Raw genomic sequence first — 17,057 nt, 5'->3', positions numbered from 1 at the left:
GCAACTGGAGGCGTCACTTTGGGCGGTTTTTCACAAGATTTTTAAGAAGGAAGCACAAATCAAGGAACGAAACAGTAATTTTCAGCTTAAAAAGGAGGAGAAAAGGGTGGATAAACTATTTTTAGCCCGTTTTCAATTCGCATCAACAACGATTTTCCATTTCTTATTTGTACCACTTTCAATTGGACTTGTATTTATGGTTGCTCTTATGGAAACGTTGTATGTCGTGAAGGGGAAAGAAATTTACAAAAAAATGTCGAAGTTTTGGGGACACATTTTCCTTATTAACTTCGCTGTCGGTGTCGTAACCGGTATTATTCAAGAATTCCAGTTTGGGATGAACTGGTCGGATTACTCTAGATTTGTTGGGGACGTATTCGGTGCACCACTTGCTATCGAAGCATTACTAGCATTCTTTATGGAATCCACGTTTATCGGACTTTGGATTTTTGGTTGGGATAAATTAAGCAAAAAGCTACATTTAGCTTGTATTTGGCTTGTTTCAATCGGAACGATTATGTCTAGTTTCTGGATTTTAGCAGCGAACTCATTTATGCAACATCCAGTTGGCTTTGAATTTAAAAACGGCCGCGCGGAAATGAATGATTTCTTGCAACTTATTACTAATGGACAACTACTTGTGGAATTCCCACACGTTATATTTGGGGCATTTGCCACTGGGGCCTTTTTCATTGCCGGTGTCAGTGCGTATAAGATGCTCAAAAAACAAGATGTCGCCTTCTTTAAACGATCATTCCAAATTGCAATGGTCATGGCGGTAATCGGTGGCTTTGGTGTGGCTTTCAGTGGTCACTCGCAAGCACAATACTTGGTTAAAACACAACCAATGAAAATGGCAGCAACGGAAGGGATATGGGAAGATACAGCCGATCCAGCTCCGTGGACGATGATTGCCAAGATTAACCCAGAAGAGAAGAAAAACGAATGGGAAGTCAATGTCCCATACGCGCTAAGTTTCTTATCTTACGGTACATTAACTGGTAGCGTAGAAGGTATGAACACGCTACAAAAACAATATGAAGAAAAATATGGTGAAGGTGACTACATCCCACCAGTTAAAACTGCATTTTGGAGCTTCCGTATCATGGTTGGCGCTGGTATGTTAATGATTTTATTCGCGCTAATCGGTATCGTGCTTGCTTGGAAGAAAAAACTCGTTAATGCAAAATGGTATTTACGTTTAATGATTCCAATGATTGGATTCCCGTTCCTAGCGAACTCAATGGGTTGGATTATGACAGAAATAGGGCGACAACCATGGGTAGTTTTCGGTTACATGAAAACCGCTGATGCTGTATCGCCAAACGTTTCAGCAGGACAAATTTTATTCTCGATAATTGCGTTCTCGACGATTTATACAATTTTAGCCATTCTGTTGGTTTACTTATTTATACGTGAAATTAAAAAAGGACCAGACGGACACAAACCAGAAAAAGCAGAGATTTCCGTAGATCCGTTTGATAAGGGGGATGAAAGCTTTGTCACTAAATGAGTTATGGTTTTTATTAGTCGCCATCTTGTTCATTGGATTCTTCTTCCTTGAAGGTTTTGACTTTGGTGTTGGGATGTCTACACGTTTTATGGCTAGAAATGCACTGGAACGCCGCGTACTCGTTAATACGATTGGGCCGTTCTGGGATGCAAATGAAGTTTGGTTATTAACTGCAGGGGGCGCGATTTTCGCCGCTTTCCCTAACTGGTATGCAACCATGTTTAGTGGTTACTATATTCCGCTAGTATTCTTATTACTTGCGCTAATCGGCCGTGGTGTTTCTTTTGAATTCCGTGGTCAAAAAGATTCTGCGCTTTGGGTGAAAACATGGGATTGGGTTATTTTCTTCGGTAGTATTTTACCGCCATTCCTATTCGGTGTACTATTCGCTAGTTTGATTCAAGGTATGCCAATCAATAGTGATATGGATATGTACGCTGGATTCTTTGATTACATCACTGTATTCTCCGTATGGGGTGGCGTAACGATTACGCTTATGTGCCTACTTCACGGATTACTATTTATTACATTACGTACAGAAGAGGATATTCAAGACCGTGCTCGTCGTATGGCGAAACGTGTTTGGTTTATTACTGTACCAGCTTTAGTCATCTTTGTTGTACTTGCTTACTTCAATACAGATATGTTCCAAGTTAGACCTGTACTTGTACCACTAATGATTGGAATTGTAGTCGTAATGTACTTGCTATCCGCCCTTTTCATCTGGAAAGATCGCGATATTTTGGCATTCACATTCGGCGGACTTGGAATTGTCTTCACGATTGCAACGATTTTCGTGTCACTATTCCCACGTGTAATGATCAGTTCTATCAACAGTGCGTTTGATTTAACGATAGAAAATGCAGCTTCCGGACAATATTCGCTTAGTGTGATGACGATAGTTGCCGTTACGCTATTGCCGTTTGTTCTTGGTTACCAAATTTGGAGCTACTATGTTTTCCGTAAGCGCGTTTCTAGTAAGGAGAAAATGACGTATTAATGGGAAAAGATTTAAGGAACTACAAAGGAATTAAAAAAATAATGGCGATTCTCGCAGTTTTCACGCTAGTTCAAGGTGCTGCGATTATCGTGATGGCGATAACTTTAGCTCGTGCGATTACCGATTTATTTCACGAGCATCCATTTCAATCAGTCACAATACAAATAGGTCTCTTCGCGGGGGCCTATTTCTTGCGTCACTTTTTGAACGTATGGAAAAAACAAATTGTCTATCGTTATGCTGCGAAACTGGCGAAAACAATGCGGGAAGAGTTGCTGGATAGCCTGTTTGCGCTTGGACCGCGTTTTGCTCGAGCAGAAGGGACTGGGAAAGTCGTAACGATGGTTATGGAAGGTGTAGCAGATTTCCGAAATTACTTGGAACTGTTTTTACCTAAAATGATGAATATGGCAATTATTCCAGCGATGATTTGGGTGTATATTGCTTTTCAAGACTGGACATCAGCTTTTATTTTAATGATTACTTTGCCGATTTTAATTGTATTTATGATTATTTTAGGATTAGCCGCGAAAAAACAAGCTGATTCGCAGTTTGAAACGTATCGGGTGCTGTCCAATCACTTTGTAGATTCGCTAAAAGGGCTGGAAACGTTGCGATATTTAGGGCTCAGTCACGACCACGAAGGGAAAATTGCTTCGGTTAGTTCGCGTTACCGCAAAGCGACCATGAAAACGTTGCGTGTGGCGTTTATGTCTTCGTTTGCACTCGATTTCTTTACGATGCTTTCGATTGCGCTCGTTGCGTTATTCCTAGGACTTGGTCTGATTGATGGCAATATGAACTTGCCGATTGCGCTAAGTGTCTTAATTCTTGCGCCAGAATACTTTTTACCAGTTCGGGAAGTTGGTTCGGATTACCATGCCACACTCGACGGACAAGAAGCTGGTCGCGTCATTCAAGGGATTATTGACCAAGCCAAAGCTGATCAACCAGAAAAGGCCGTGCTACCGTTAACACCTTTTGCTGAAAATACCGAGTTTTCATTTGAAAATGTCACTGTAAAACATGGTGCAGATGATGCCGATTCGCTTCATGAAGCCAGTTTTACCGTGAAAGGTTTTGAAAAAATTGGGATTATTGGTGCGACAGGTGCTGGGAAATCGACGCTGATTGATATTTTGAGTGGATTTCTGGCACCAACTTCGGGCGATTTTCGCTGGAATGGGGAAAGTGGTGCGGCGCTTGCTTCGCGTGATTGGCAAACCCAAGTTACTTACATTCCGCAACATCCGTATCTTTTCCATGATACGATTGCTGGGAATATTCGTTTTTACCATCCGGGTGCTTCTGCTGAAGAAATGGAAAAAGCGGCCGAATCAGCTGGCTTAAACAAGCTTGTTGCTGGACTTGAGGATGGCTACGATACGCTTGTCGGAGAAGCTGGGCGGATGCTGAGTGGCGGACAAGAACAACGTGTCGCGCTTGCTCGAGCATTTTTGACAGATCGTCCGGTTGTATTAATGGATGAACCGACAGCGCACTTAGATATTGAAACAGAATATGAATTAAAAAAACCAATGCTAGACCTATTTGAAAATCGACTAGTCTTTTTCGCAACGCATCGCTTGCACTGGATGCTCGAAATGGACCGGATTATCGTTTTAGACCACGGGGCTGTGGTTGAAACTGGAACGCATGAAGAATTACTGGCGCGTAAAGGCTTCTATTACAATTTAGTCAAAGCCCAATTGGAGGAAGTATGATGCGGAAAAGTAGCTGGATTATCCCATATATTAAAGAAAACCGCGGCTTGTTTTTACTTGTCATCTTCCTTGGAACGCTTACTTTTGCTTCGGCTGGGGCACTTATGTTCACGTCAGGACATTTGATTTCAAAGTCGTCCTTGATGCCAGAATCAATTATGGCTGTGTACATTTCGACTGTTGGAGTACGGGCTTTCGGGATTATGCGCTCGGTTTCGCGCTATGTGGAACGACTTTCGAGCCATTCACTTGTCCTTAGAATTCTAGAAAAAATGCGTGTAAGGCTGTATCGTTTGCTTGAACCGCAAGCCTTACTACTAAAATCACGCTATAAAACTGGCGACATTCTTGGCTTGCTCGCTGGCGATATTGAGCATTTACAAAATTTCTATTTAACAACGATGCTACCGGCGATTGTGAGCCTTGTGCTTTATGCTGGAGTAGTTATCGCGCTTGGAGCATTTTCAATTCCATTCGCCGCACTCTTCGTGCTCTTGATTGGCTTGCTCGTACTTGTTTTACCATGGGTCTCACTTTTATATGCTCGCGGGAAAAATGCTTATTTAAAACAAGGACGGAATAGTCTTTATCAAAAATTTACCGATGCTGTTTTTGGGATTAGTGATTGGAAATTCAGCGGACGTGAAAAAACATTTATTTCGAACTATGAAAAAGACGAGGCGGACATGCTTCGAACAGAAAATAAACAGTTTCATTTCGTTAATTGGCGCGATTTCTTTAGCCAGCTAGTCGTTGGTTTTATGGTTATCGTAATGGTTTATTGGAGTACCGCAGAGTCACGTGATGGCGCGTTTTCGGGCACGATGATTGCCGCTTTTGTTTTGGCGATAATGGCGCTCGCGGAAGCGTTTGTGCCAGTTTCGAGTGCTATCAGTGACAAATCGCTGTACCAAGATTCACTAGCCCGCCTAGACAAAATAGAAGATCCTACGCTGCCAACTTTTGAAGAAGAAACGAAGGAAATCGAACGAATTAACACAGAAAATGTTGTTTTGAAAGCCGAAAACCTAACTTTCGCATACGATAAAAAGTCAGCAGAAATCTTAAAAGGCTTTGATTTTACATTGCAACAAGGCGAAAAAGTAGCGATTATTGGTCGAAGCGGAACCGGGAAATCAACTTTTCTTAAATTAGTTCAAGGGGCACTGCTTCCAACAGCGGGAAAAGTAACAATGAACGGCGTTGAAGTAGAAAACTTGCGACCACAAATCCCTGAATTAACCTCGATGCTCAACCAAAAAGCGCATCTTTTCAGCACGACGGTCTTAAACAATATTCGGCTGGGAAATCAAGATGCGACGGATGAAGAAGTATACGAAGCCGCGAAAAAAGTGCAACTGCACGATTTTATTATGAGCATGCCAGATGGCTATCATACGCAAATGAGTGAGATGGGCGAACGTTTTTCAGGCGGAGAGCGAGGTCGTATCGCGCTAGCTCGGATTTTGCTACAAAATACACCGATTGTCATTTTAGATGAACCGACAGTTGGCCTGGACCCAATAACAGAACGCGACTTACTAGCGACGATTTTCGAAACGTTAGCTGATAAATCACTCATCTGGGTAACGCATCATTTAGTTGGGGCAGAAAAAATGGACCGCGTGTTATTCTTAGAAGAAGGAAAAACACTAATGGAAGGCCCACATGCTGAACTAATGGCAGAAGAGCCACGCTACAAGCGACTTTATCAACTGGATCGACCAATCGAATTATAACTTTTAAGGCTTGCTAAGCTCATTCTTAGTAAGCCTTTTTTTGTAGCGTAGTTTTAATAATTGTAACAAAACTGTAATTTAAAATTGACTTTCTCCTCATTTCTGATTATGATTAATACAAGCGAAATGAAAGGGGAATTTATTATGAAAAAATTCCACGGACTGGTACTCATCGCAGTATTAACAAGTCTAATCATCCCATTTTCATTGGCAGCAAACGCTGAAACAAATGAAAATGGTAACGTCTCAACACCAACAGAAGAAAAAACAAATACTACTAAAAATATAATTACTGAAGAAAAGGCAGAACCTACCAAAGATACATCGGTAACCCTACCACAAAAGACTAAAGTACAGACAACAATCGATATTACTGATTCACCGGAAGTCTACTCCTACGAGCAAAACAGCAAGATTGCGCTCAAAGATTTTACTGAAACACTAGCCGAACATACAGGCACAAAATTAACAGATTACCGACTAGCGGCGAATTCCAAACTAAGCACCGCGCAAACAGGCATTCAAGAAGTAACGCTGCTCGGAAATAGCGAAGACGGCAAAACAACCGCAGTCAAACTCAACTATTTAGTCAAAGCACAAACCGCTAAACTGACAATTACAAACATGAATTTCGATGTTGAAACAAAAATTTTCACTGGTAAAACTACGCCATTCGCAAGTGTCTACATGAGTTCTCCCGAAGATGAAAATTTTGGAGAAGGAGTAGTAGAAGCGGATAAAGACGGTAATTTTTACGCAGAATGGGCTACAACACCAAAACAAATCACCGCTTATGCATTTGATGAGGCAGGTAATTTTAGCGAAGAAGTAACGTATCAAGTTCCAGCCAAAAAAGAAAATGAAGCAGTCGTAACAGCTCCTGATAAAGTGAAGAAAATCGAGACAAACAAAGCGGTCAAAAGCGCAACTGCCAAACCCGCAAAGATTATAAAAGTAGCAAATGATGACAAATTAGATTTACCAAGCACGGGCGACAAAGGTGCAGAATGGATTTTCGTGTTAGCGGGTGTTATAGTTATTCTTGTAGCAGTTTTATTACTTAGGAAACGTAAAAAATAAGCTAATTTTGCTATAGGGAATAACTCAAAAAGAAGGAGCGAATAATGAAGAAGTTATTAAGCGGTTTAATTATTGTTTTAATGGTTAGCCTACTTGGTCACTCCTTTAACGCCGAAGCAGCATCCTACGAAAAAATCATTTATGACAAAGCAGTCAACCTAAAAGGGGTAGTCAATCAGTCCAAACGAAATGATGGTATTCATAGCCAAATGTACAAAACGAGTAGTACTGTGAAGTATCTCGGTTCAGCTAAGAAATACGACAAAAAGACTTTGATTATTACACGCGAAGGAAAAACCGCAAGAGCTAAATGGTATTATTGCAAGCTAGGAAATACTAACATCGGTTGGATTGACTCACGAGCCTTTACAAATATTGGCAAACCAACAATTGCGGACACCGTTCCAGCACTTTGGAATAGTAAAAAAGCAATCATCACAACACGACCAAAAGGCACAACAGCAACAACGTATCTTTATCAAAAAAATAGTGCGGGCAATTGGTATGAAGTTCGTCATTTTACCAGTCACATAGGCAAATGGGGCTTCGATCCTAAATTCTCTGAGAAAAGTTCTGGATCACCAGTTGGCGTTTACCGTACTGGTCTTGCTTTTGGACAAAAAGGTAATCCCGGTACGAAGCTGAGTTTCAGAGCAATTACCAATCGAAGTTACTGGATCTCTAATTCCAACGACAAATACTACAATACTTGGCAAGAACGCAATTCCTCAAGTTCTGCAGATGAAAAAATGAAGATTCCGCAGTACACATATGGAATGGAAGTGAAATATAACGCTAACCGTGTAAAAGGTAAAGGATCCGCTGTGTTTTATCATGTCGATTCACCAAAATACAATTACACATTAGGTTGTGTCTCGCAAAGTGAAGCCAATACAAAAGAAGTGCTTAAATTCGCGGATAAAAACACACTCATTGTGCTAGGCGAAGAGAGCCGAATAAAGACATTTTACGGTATAAATTAAGCTAGAGAATTTCTCTAGCTTTTTTTGTTTGCTGAAAAAACCAAGTAGCCCAGCCCCAAAATTTATTCCATTTGACGTATAATAAAAAGAAAAGAAATCGTGGGGTGAATTGTTTGACGAGCAAATCATACATAATGGGCGTGGACATTGGAACTTCGAGTACAAAGGCAGTGCTGTTTGATCAACGAGGGGAAGTCCTCTTCCGGCAAGCCACACATTATGAACTAAAAACCGACGAAACTGGAAAAGCAGAAGAAAGTCCCATCGAAATTTTTGAAGCAGTTTTAACATCTATAAAAGCTGTAATGAAAAATGTGAATAAAAATGAATTAGCGGGAATTTCGTTTAGTTCAGCAATGCATAGTTTAATTATGGTTGGAAGTAACGGAGAGCTTTTGACTGAATGTATCACTTGGGCGGACGGACGAAGCAGTGAGACGCTCGAAAAAGTAAAAAGGGATAATTACTTGTTTCAACTTTATGAAGCCACAGGGACGCCGATACACCCTATGAGCCCCTTTGCCAAAATTTGTTGGTTGAAAGAAGCTGAACCGAAATTGTTTAACCGAGCAGAAAAATTTGTCGATATTAAATCGTATATTTTGTATCGTTTGTTTGGCGTTTGGGTAATGGATGAATCGTTAGCCTCTGGAACGGGTCTTTATAATATTATGGAGCATGACTGGGAATTTGAAGCAATGGAAATTGTCAAACTGACCCCCGATTTTCTACCAAAAGTGGTGCCGGAAACCTATCAATTAACGGGTGTGGAAAAAGAATACGCTGACATAATGGGGATTCCAGAAGACTTGCCATTTGTCGTAGGTGGTAGTGACGGCGCGCTTGCTAATATTGGAATTCAAGCGACTGGTAGCAATGATGTTACCATCACAGTCGGCACAAGTGGCGCGGTTCGCAAGCTGACCAATCAATTCCAAATAGATTCGCGCGGCCGGACATTTTGTTACGGAGCTGCGGATGGTTATTTTATCGCAGGTGGCGCAGTGAATAATGGCGGAAAAGTGGTCGATTGGGGACTGCATCAATTCGGCTCTTCAGAAGAAATTAGCCAGCGTGATTTTGCAAGCTTTATTGCGAAAATGGAAGAAGTTCCCCCTGGTGCGGCCGGCCTTTTGTTCCAGCCATATTTGTTAGGAGAGCGCGCGCCGTTTTGGACTAATGATATTCGTGGTGGCTTTGTTGGGCTGACAATTAATCATACTAAGGCGCATTTTATTCGGGCCATTTTGGAAGGAATCGCGTTTAATCTGGCGGAAGTTTATGAGGCAGTTTCGGCGCCGGACGATATTATATATGTAACTGGCGGAATATCTGCGTACACGGCTTGGTGCAAGTTGCTCGCTGATATTTTGAACCGCGAGATACGTGTACCTCATACAATCGAAGGATCAAGCCTAGGTGCAGCAATTATCGGCATGCGTTCGCTAGGAATTTTAAAAGATTTAAACCTCAAACACACGCTACCAATTAAAGCCGTATATCAACCAAGCGAAAATGTCGAAAAATATGCAGAACTACGCTTGATTTTCAAACAAGTCACAACACAGTTAATGTCTAGTTACAGCCAATTAAATAGTTGGCAAAAGAAGTTTGATATTAACAGCTAAATTTTGAGTTTCATGATATAATCACTAAAAGAAAAGTGATAACGAGGGGGAGAAAACCATGAATAAAAAAATAGTATGGATCGCTTTAACGCTAGTAGGGATTTGTGTAGTTGGTACGATTATCGCAGCAATCATGAGTGTTTACTTACGTTAAAAAATATTTCCTTTCCGCTTGCACTTTCTACATGAAAAAGGTACACTAGTAATTGAGCTCTTTTCAGAGTTTGCGCTAAATAATTTTTTATTTGGCACTTAATTATTGGTAGCAAATTTGTCGTGCTAGACGGGGAGGTAGCGGCGCCCTGTAACCCGCAATCCGCTCTAGCGGGGTTGAATTCCTCATTTGAGGCATCGTAATTGTTTGGTCTGCCCTTGACAAGTGGTGTTGAAGGTTGGGTCTTGCGCAATGGGAACCTGTGAACCATGTCAGGTCCGGAAGGAAGCAGCATTAAGCAGTGCTTCTCATGTGCCGCGAGGTTGCCTGGCCCGAGCTAACTATCAGGGTAACGCAGATGATTGCATGTCGATATGAGGTGCGCGACACTAATTTTAAATATATTAAAGGACTATTTTGCCTAGCGCAGAGTAGTCTTTTTTCTACAAACATCGCCTATTCTTACAAAATAATGTATAATGCTACATAAACTGGTACAATATAAAATAGTAAAGCAATTCATGACAAAGGATGAAAATAATGCAACAACTAAAATCAAAAAAGAAATGGCTACCGGCTTTAATCATCGCAATTTTAATAGGGATTATTGCAATCTTAGCAATTATGTTCGGCTTTTTTCAGCGCCAAGAGGTGTTTGATAAGTATGAAGTAGCTTACGAAATCGACGGCAAATTATACGAAGTGTTCCCAATTAGCGCGACAGATATTGGTGTCGATAAGAAATCCAAAGATAAAAATCTTTATTTCCGCGTGAACAGTTACTACAATATCGATTATTTATTCCGTCTCGCTTACAAACAATACGAAATCAATGAACCATCTAAAAATAAATATTACTCAGGCCTAATCGATTATAGCGTCGCAGATAACGCCTACGTGACCCAAAAAGACGTCTATATAACAAATAATGAATCATACGCCACCTACGACTTTTTCGACAAAAACGGCAAGAAAATCTATTCCTACAATCCGGAAGAAACGTCCAATGATGATTACATCGTGCGCATTAAACCGACCATTCTACAAGGATACGAAAAAAGTGATATCGGTAGTTATGATGACTATCTAAACATTACGGCACTTTTTAAAGATAAATTAGGTATGGACGTAAATGTCCGAATTGATGATGATAAAGAAATGGTTATCTTCTCTATAAAATAAAAAAGAGCATCCATGGGGATGCTCTTTTCATTTGTAAGTGTATCTTAACAGCAATATATTTATCTCTCTAAAAAATTTCTTTTTAAAAGTATGACATAATTTAAATGTTACTTAATAGTTGCTTAAAAGTTTTAATAACTGGAATTCACTTCGAGCATTAGGACTTTGGTTTACAACATTTTCTTATGCTATAATAAATTTAGTAGTAGTAAAGTGAAAAAGATGGTGGCTAAATCTCCAGGAACGGGGGTGATGCCTCTTGGTTATAGAAGGTTTTACTCCTAGAAAGGAATAGCCGTGTCTGTGTATGAAGCACTGACGTTTGCGGTGGTATTTGCCACCCTCGTCGTGATGATTCTCGACTTTAATAAACCAAAAAAATAACCATCTGATCCACTTTAGCGAGCTGATCGATGGTTACTTCGTGTAATTATTAGTTAATAGCCGCCGTCTTTTACGCGGTGCTACTGCTCAGGGAGTCATGTTAGCGCATGGCTCTCTTTTCATTTATATGATATCATATTTCGCATAAAAAAAGCAATATTATCAGTTAGTAAGTGCTTTTCTTATATTAATTATCATCTGTTCTCTTTTCAGCATCTTGTTTCTTCTTTTCTTCCACGGTTGCGGGTTCTTTTATATCATCAGGAAACACAATCGAAAAATGTTCTTTTTTGACCACTTTACTATTTTTTGACTCTTCCGGCATATCTCGTTTGACTGCCATAACTATCACCTCGACTCGTTGGTATTACTTAGCTTATGCTCATTATAACACAGAATGGGAAATGGATAAATTAGTAAAACTGTGTAATGTTAACGCTTACTTACACAGTTTTTTACGCTATGTGTGTAATAAGGCTTTCAAGGTAAGAAAGATAAGGTTTTCAAGAGATTAACGTATATTTTTTCCTAAAATAGTACTTGGCACGGAAATTGCAATAGATTAAAGTGAATCTAAATGTAAGCCTTATCACGAAACGGAGAGGAGGGCTCCCACAATTTCACGAGGTCATGCAAAGATTCCATCTGGTTTGTTTTAGTAATGGGGATTGCTAGGACAAAGTAAACAGATATAGCTGATAAACTTAAAGGGAAATATACATAAAAATTATATTTTGTTTAAGAGATGAGCGCTAAATAAAAAAGGTTTACGGGAGGATAAAATATGAATGGATTAACAGCATTTTTAGAAAAGTATTTTGTGCCAGTAGCAGCAAAAATTGGTTCACAAAAACATCTAGTTGCATTACGTGATGCTTTTATTTCAACAATGCCAATCACTATGGCTGGGTCAATTGCAGTACTTTTAAATGCGTTTTTTAGGGATTTTCCAACTGACTGGGGATGGACAGGATTTGTGGAAGCAATGCAACCACTTATCGGGATTAATGGATATGTATACAATGGGACGTTAGCAATTGTTTCAATTATTTTTGCCTTTTCACTAGGGTATAATTTATCAAAAGCGTATGAAGTGGATCGATTAGCTGGGGGGCTAGTTTCTCTTGCTGCTTTTGTTATGAACTTAACTGTTACTGTTAGCTTAGATGCAGTAAAAGCTGCGATTGCGGCTTCTAATGCAAATTTCGATGTAGCTACTTTACCAAAAGAATTTGCTGGAATTTACGGATTCTTTAGCCTAAGCCAAGTAAATGGTACCGGCTTGTTTACCGCAATGATTTTCGGTTTTATATCAACTATTATTTATGCGAAATTAATGCGCAGAAATATTATTATCAAAATGCCAGATTCTGTTCCACCAGCTGTAAGTAAAGCTTTCGCGGCGATTATTCCTGCGTTAGTTGCACTTTATGTTGTTGGTATTATTGACTGGGCATTCTTCAAAATCACAAATATGGACGTTATTACTTGGATTTCCAAAACAATTCAAGAACCGCTATTATCACTTTCGCAAGGCTACGGAGCTGTTTTACTAGTTACTTTCTTAGTACAATTACTATGGTTCTTCGGGATTCATGGTCCGAACGTACTTGCTCCGGTTCTAGAGTCACTTTGGGGTACAGCACAACTACAAAACATTAGTGCGGCACAAGAAGGCGCTAAACTACCATTCGAATGGGTACGTGGTTCTTTCGATGCGTATGTATGGATGGGTGGTTCAGGCGGTACGCTTGTATTAATTATCGCGTTACTAATGTTCTCGAAACGAGCGGATGCACGAACAGTTGCGAAATTGTCTCTTGCACCAGGTATATTTAATATTAACGAACCAATCATGTTTGGTTTACCGATCGTATTAAATACAATTTACTTAATACCATTCCTAATCGCGCCAATGGTAATGGTAACAATCGCTTACTTTGCAACAACACTCGGCATTGTTGGGCCAGTTAAAATTGCAGTAGTTTGGGTAATGCCGCCACTTCTGAATTCCTTCTTAGCAACAGGGGGAGATTGGATGGCACCAGTAATTTCACTCATAAATATGGTCGTCGCGTTCCTGATTTGGGTACCATTTGTTATTACCGCAAATCGCGTTGGTGTACCAGAAGAAGAGATGAAAGCTTAGGAAATAATAAGTTTCTGGCTAGGTGCAGCTAAATTGTGCCTAGCCAGTATATCATGTAGGAATTCCTGCACCATTTTTATTCATTGCAAGAAGTGAAAGATAAAGTTAAACTATATAAAAGGAGGTTTTTTTAAATGATTATTCTTAATTGTCCAATGAAGCGAGATTACATTACTGAATTACTAGAGACATACGATAAAGACGGTGTAACTTTTAAAAAAATAGACGAAAAAGGCATGAAACTTACTTTTGAAACAAATATCGAAGACGAAGAAAAAGCAGCAAAAATCGCTAAAGAAACTATTAAAGCAACTGAAATAGGATCTGTACTCTATTTCCAAGTTAGTGTGGGTTGAAGATGAAAATTGTTAATGCACTATTTCTTATTAGTATAGGTCTTATTATTATTATGTTTAGTCCTTCTTATGGAAAAGATGGAATGGCTAGTGTACCTCTTCTAGTTACAGGACTTGCGGTTGTTTTAATCGGCAGTGTTTTCATTGTGCTAAAAATCCGTAAAGATAAGAAAGAAAAGAATTAGAAGGAGTCGATTGAAAAGTGAATGTCACACAGAAATTATATATATCCCAAAAAGAATGCTTTGATACGCTTGTAAGCTCAGCAATCTATGACGTGAAAAATGCCACTGGTAAAACGCTACAAGTACGCAAATTAGAAGGATATAAATACCAACGTACAATGTCTAACGGCGCGCTTGCAACAACAAAAATTGTGAAAGTGACACCTAATGAACTTTATCAATTTGAAACAAGCAGTCGAGTAAACAAACATACAACGACTTATACGATCAAGTCTACAAGCGAAACAACTTGCGAAGTGACGTATAACGAATTAATCGAAACGGAAAAAGCAATGAATAAAATGAATAATATTATTGTTGGTTTTATGTTTGGTTTCTTCCGGAAGAAACGTGTGAAAAACTTGCTGAGATCGATTGAGCTTTCCGTTATTAATGAAAGTAAGAAGAAACAGGAGAAATTAGCTGCTAAAAGTGAACAGTAAGGGTTTGGAATCGGGCTTTTTCGGGGGTCTGGTTCTTTTTTTGGATTGGGGTGTTGGGATGGGTTTTAAGACTGTTTGACTCGGGATGGTTTTGATTGTTGTTTTTTGAGGCTAGCCCGACTCAGAATGTTTTGAAACTTCTATTAAGGATTAAATCATCGCTTGGCTCAGATTTATATTGAAGAAGTAGATCAAAACAAAGTACGTTTTGAAAGTTCTATTAAGGATTAAATCATCGCTTTGCTCGGATTTATATTGAAGAAGTAAATCAAAACAAACAACGTTTTGAAACTTCTTCAACAATACGTTATAATAAAACTACTAAAATGGTTTTAGGTGAAGGAGAGTGGCAGATGGCGTATCAGGCTTTGTATCGGGTTTTTCGGCCGCAGTCGTTTCAGGATGTTGTTGGACAGGAACATGTGACGAAAACGCTTAAGAATGCCATTGTGCAAAATAAAACTTCGCATGCTTATTTATTTTCTGGGCCTCGGGGGACAGGGAAGACTAGTGCGGCGAAAATTTTTGCGAAGGCGATTAACTGTGAACACGGCCATGACGGAGAGCCTTGCAATGAATGTGAAATTTGTAAAGGGACAACGGACGGCTCTATACCAGATGTTCTTGAAATTGATGCTGCCAGTAATAACGGGGTTGAAGAAATTCGAGATATCCGGGAAAAAGTGAAATATGCGCCAACTGTGGCGAAATATAAAGTATATATTATCGATGAAGTGCATATGTTGTCGACGGGAGCGTTTAATGCGCTACTAAAAACGCTGGAAGAACCGCCGAAACATGTCATTTTTATTTTGGCAACAACCGAACCACATAAGTTGCCACTAACGATTATTTCGAGGGTACAACGGTTTGATTTTAAACGAATCACGACACAAGATATTATTGGTCGTTTGAAATTTATTTTAGAAGAAGAAAAAATTCCTTATGATGAAAAGGCGTTAATGATTGTTGCGCGTGCGGCTGAAGGTGGGATGCGTGATGCACTTAGCTTGCTCGATCAAGTTATTTCTTACGGGTCGGAAGAAGTTACCGTGGACGATGCGCTTGAAATCACTGGGTCTGTTGCGCAAAACTTGCTTACAAAGTTAGTTAGTGCAGCATTTGATGGCGACGCAGCAGAAGCTATTTCGACTTTGACAGCGCTACTTGCGGAAGGTAAAGATCCGGTTCGCTTGGTGGAAGATTTACTTGTCTTCTTTAGAGATGTGTTGCTGTATCAAAAAGCGCCAAACCTTGAAGAAACATTAGAACGGGCTTTAATTGACGATGATTTTGTCGCTCTGGCAAAACGAGCAGATTCACTTAAAGTATATGAATTTGTGAAAATTTTAAATGCAGCGCAGCAACAAATGCGTTTTTCAAATCATCCGGGTATTTATGTAGAAGTGGCGCTCGTTCAGTTGACGCAAGCGGGACAATCAGTTTCAGGTGGCGGGAATGTACCAGCCGATGCAGCTTCTGGAAGTGATGTATCTGACTTGAAACGCCAATTAGAGCAAATGAACCAAGAGATTCAAACGCTCAAAAAACAAATTGCTAGTGGAGCAGGAGCAGCTCCGGCCGATAAACCAGCGCAAAGTCGTGGCGGTTCGAAAAAAGCAATCAACAACGGCAAACAATTTAAAGCACCAATTGGTAAAATTAACCATGTGCTAGGTGAGGCTAAAAAAGAGAATTTACAATTGATTCGTGGTTGTTGGGGTGAGCTATTATCCATGTTGATGGCATCTCAAGCAGCTCTTTTAAATGACGCAGAACCTGTAGCTGCATCTCAGGACACTTTTGTGTTAAAATTTAAGCATGAGATTCACTGTCAAATGGCGATGGATAATCCGAATTTTGTTGAAACCATCACATCAAGTATTGCACGACTGACGCAAGTAAATTATACTTTTATAGGAATCCCAGAAGATCAGTGGGCTGATGTAAGAGAGAATTTCCTTCATAGTCATGGTAGTGATGCTGATGCGGAGGACGGTGCAAATCCGGAAGCTAGAAAACCAGCGGAAGATCCTTTTGTTGCAGAAGCGGCGAAACTCGTTGGTGAAGATTTGCTTGAAATTAAAGATTAAAAAACAATAGAAGAAAGAGGAGATTATTCATGCGTGGAATGGGAAATATGCAAGGTATGATGAAACAAATGCAAAAAATGCAAAAGGAAATGGCGAAAGCTCAAGCTGATTTAGAAGCTCAAGAGTTCACTGGAACAGCTGGTGGAGGTATGGTTACAGTAAAAGCTACTGGTAAACGCGTCATTACGGATGTTGTTATAAACGAAGAAGTAGTCGATCCAGAAGATATCGAAATGCTACAAGATTTAGTACTTGCGGCAACAAATGATGTATTAAAACAAATTGAAGATACAACTTCACAAACAATGGGTAAATTCACACAAGGATTAAATATTCCTGGAATGTAATATTGTTTGGTCTGAGACTCTTGGCTTGTATTCAAGAGTCTCAACTATTTTTCAATAG

Annotated in this window: 15 protein-coding genes and 1 other RNA gene; 15 read left to right on the top strand and 1 reads right to left on the bottom strand. The window is 39.7% G+C overall.

Translation table 11 applies throughout. The annotated features are described in order from the left end of the window. Nucleotides 1-106 precede the first annotated feature (106 nt). The 9 genes from HCB49_RS10425 (at nucleotide 107) to HCB49_RS10385 (ending at nucleotide 11,003) form a co-directional block, all read left to right on the top strand. Entirely contained in the window at nucleotides 107-1,513 is a 1,407-nt protein-coding gene (locus HCB49_RS10425; protein ID WP_185391865.1) for a cytochrome ubiquinol oxidase subunit I, read from the top strand. Next, nucleotides 1,500-2,513, top strand: a complete 1,014-nt coding sequence (gene cydB, locus HCB49_RS10420; protein WP_185502876.1) for a cytochrome d ubiquinol oxidase subunit II — start codon at nucleotides 1,500-1,502, stop codon at nucleotides 2,511-2,513. The genes HCB49_RS10425 and cydB overlap by 14 nt, the downstream gene beginning before the upstream one ends. After that, a complete protein-coding gene (gene cydD / locus HCB49_RS10415; protein ID WP_185604889.1) occupies nucleotides 2,513-4,237 on the top strand; it encodes a thiol reductant ABC exporter subunit CydD in 1,725 nt (574 codons plus the stop codon). Before cydB ends, cydD begins: the two co-directional genes overlap by 1 nt. Then, nucleotides 4,237-5,976, top strand: a complete 1,740-nt coding sequence (gene cydC, locus HCB49_RS10410; RefSeq protein ID WP_185605083.1) for a thiol reductant ABC exporter subunit CydC — start codon at nucleotides 4,237-4,239, stop codon at nucleotides 5,974-5,976. Before cydD ends, cydC begins: the two co-directional genes overlap by 1 nt. Before the next feature lie 144 nt (nucleotides 5,977-6,120). Further along, nucleotides 6,121-7,056, top strand: a complete 936-nt coding sequence (locus HCB49_RS10405; protein WP_185604888.1) for an LPXTG cell wall anchor domain-containing protein — start codon at nucleotides 6,121-6,123, stop codon at nucleotides 7,054-7,056. A gap of 44 nt (nucleotides 7,057-7,100) precedes the next feature. Next, nucleotides 7,101-8,039, top strand: a complete 939-nt coding sequence (locus tag HCB49_RS10400; RefSeq protein WP_185604887.1) for a GW domain-containing glycosaminoglycan-binding protein — start codon at nucleotides 7,101-7,103, stop codon at nucleotides 8,037-8,039. Between the two features lie 113 nt (nucleotides 8,040-8,152). Continuing rightward, nucleotides 8,153-9,667 carry a gluconokinase gene (locus tag HCB49_RS10395; protein ID WP_185604886.1) on the top strand — a complete coding sequence of 505 codons (1,515 nt, stop codon included), beginning with the start codon at nucleotides 8,153-8,155 and terminating at the stop codon, nucleotides 9,665-9,667. Between the two features lie 274 nt (nucleotides 9,668-9,941). After that, an RNA gene (gene ffs, locus HCB49_RS10390) (signal recognition particle sRNA large type) lies at nucleotides 9,942-10,208 on the top strand. Nucleotides 10,209-10,361: 153 nt separating this feature from the next. Next, nucleotides 10,362-11,003 carry a hypothetical protein gene (locus HCB49_RS10385; RefSeq protein ID WP_185480398.1) on the top strand — a complete coding sequence of 214 codons (642 nt, stop codon included), beginning with the start codon at nucleotides 10,362-10,364 and terminating at the stop codon, nucleotides 11,001-11,003. A gap of 571 nt (nucleotides 11,004-11,574) precedes the next feature. Here HCB49_RS10385 and HCB49_RS10380 read toward each other — a convergent pair. Next, a complete protein-coding gene (locus HCB49_RS10380; protein ID WP_185604885.1) occupies nucleotides 11,575-11,730 on the bottom strand; it encodes a hypothetical protein in 156 nt (51 codons plus the stop codon). A 441-nt stretch (nucleotides 11,731-12,171) separates the two neighbouring features. Between HCB49_RS10380 and HCB49_RS10375 the strand changes: the two genes are divergently transcribed. From HCB49_RS10375 to HCB49_RS10350, 6 genes are all read left to right on the top strand, one after another. Continuing rightward, nucleotides 12,172-13,536, top strand: coding sequence for a PTS sugar transporter subunit IIC (locus tag HCB49_RS10375; RefSeq protein WP_003725004.1), 1,365 nt, complete (start codon nucleotides 12,172-12,174; stop codon nucleotides 13,534-13,536). A 134-nt stretch (nucleotides 13,537-13,670) separates the two neighbouring features. Further along, entirely contained in the window at nucleotides 13,671-13,892 is a 222-nt protein-coding gene (locus HCB49_RS10370; protein WP_003722067.1) for a hypothetical protein, read from the top strand. A gap of 2 nt (nucleotides 13,893-13,894) precedes the next feature. Then, on the top strand, nucleotides 13,895-14,077 hold the full coding sequence (locus tag HCB49_RS10365) for a DUF3188 domain-containing protein (protein WP_185391873.1): 183 nt from the start codon (nucleotides 13,895-13,897) through the stop codon (nucleotides 14,075-14,077). Between the two features lie 17 nt (nucleotides 14,078-14,094). After that, nucleotides 14,095-14,559, top strand: coding sequence for a DUF3284 domain-containing protein (locus HCB49_RS10360; protein WP_185399664.1), 465 nt, complete (start codon nucleotides 14,095-14,097; stop codon nucleotides 14,557-14,559). Between the two features lie 353 nt (nucleotides 14,560-14,912). Continuing rightward, the gene (dnaX, locus tag HCB49_RS10355) at nucleotides 14,913-16,652 is read left to right on the top strand and encodes a DNA polymerase III subunit gamma/tau (RefSeq protein ID WP_185604884.1); all 1,740 of its coding nucleotides are present in this window, start codon (nucleotides 14,913-14,915) and stop codon (nucleotides 16,650-16,652) included. Between the two features lie 29 nt (nucleotides 16,653-16,681). Then, nucleotides 16,682-16,999, top strand: coding sequence for a YbaB/EbfC family nucleoid-associated protein (locus tag HCB49_RS10350; protein ID WP_003722063.1), 318 nt, complete (start codon nucleotides 16,682-16,684; stop codon nucleotides 16,997-16,999). Nucleotides 17,000-17,057: the final 58 nt, after the last annotated feature.

The sequence above is a fragment of the Listeria cossartiae subsp. cayugensis genome (assembly GCF_014229095.1).
In the GTDB taxonomy this organism is placed as follows: domain Bacteria; phylum Bacillota; class Bacilli; order Lactobacillales; family Listeriaceae; genus Listeria; species Listeria cayugensis.
Note: the sequence above shows the minus strand (reverse complement) of the source record. Positions and strands in the feature narration are given on the sequence as shown.

Bases quoted from the DNA above. Each gene is read 5' to 3' on its own strand.
- cydD (WP_185604889.1), top strand. From the start codon at position 2,513: ATGGGAAAAGATTTAAGGAACTACAAAGGAATTAAAAAAATAATGGCG.
- cydC (WP_185605083.1), top strand. From the start codon at position 4,237: ATGCGGAAAAGTAGCTGGATTATCCCATATATTAAAGAAAACCGCGGC.
- HCB49_RS10405 (WP_185604888.1), top strand. From the start codon at position 6,121: ATGAAAAAATTCCACGGACTGGTACTCATCGCAGTATTAACAAGTCTA.
- HCB49_RS10400 (WP_185604887.1), top strand. From the start codon at position 7,101: ATGAAGAAGTTATTAAGCGGTTTAATTATTGTTTTAATGGTTAGCCTA.
- HCB49_RS10385 (WP_185480398.1), top strand. From the start codon at position 10,362: ATGCAACAACTAAAATCAAAAAAGAAATGGCTACCGGCTTTAATCATC.
- HCB49_RS10380 (WP_185604885.1), bottom strand. From the start codon at position 11,730: ATGGCAGTCAAACGAGATATGCCGGAAGAGTCAAAAAATAGTAAAGTG.
- HCB49_RS10375 (WP_003725004.1), top strand. From the start codon at position 12,172: ATGAATGGATTAACAGCATTTTTAGAAAAGTATTTTGTGCCAGTAGCA.
- HCB49_RS10370 (WP_003722067.1), top strand. From the start codon at position 13,671: ATGATTATTCTTAATTGTCCAATGAAGCGAGATTACATTACTGAATTA.
- HCB49_RS10365 (WP_185391873.1), top strand. From the start codon at position 13,895: ATGAAAATTGTTAATGCACTATTTCTTATTAGTATAGGTCTTATTATT.
- dnaX (WP_185604884.1), top strand. From the start codon at position 14,913: ATGGCGTATCAGGCTTTGTATCGGGTTTTTCGGCCGCAGTCGTTTCAG.
- HCB49_RS10350 (WP_003722063.1), top strand. From the start codon at position 16,682: ATGCGTGGAATGGGAAATATGCAAGGTATGATGAAACAAATGCAAAAA.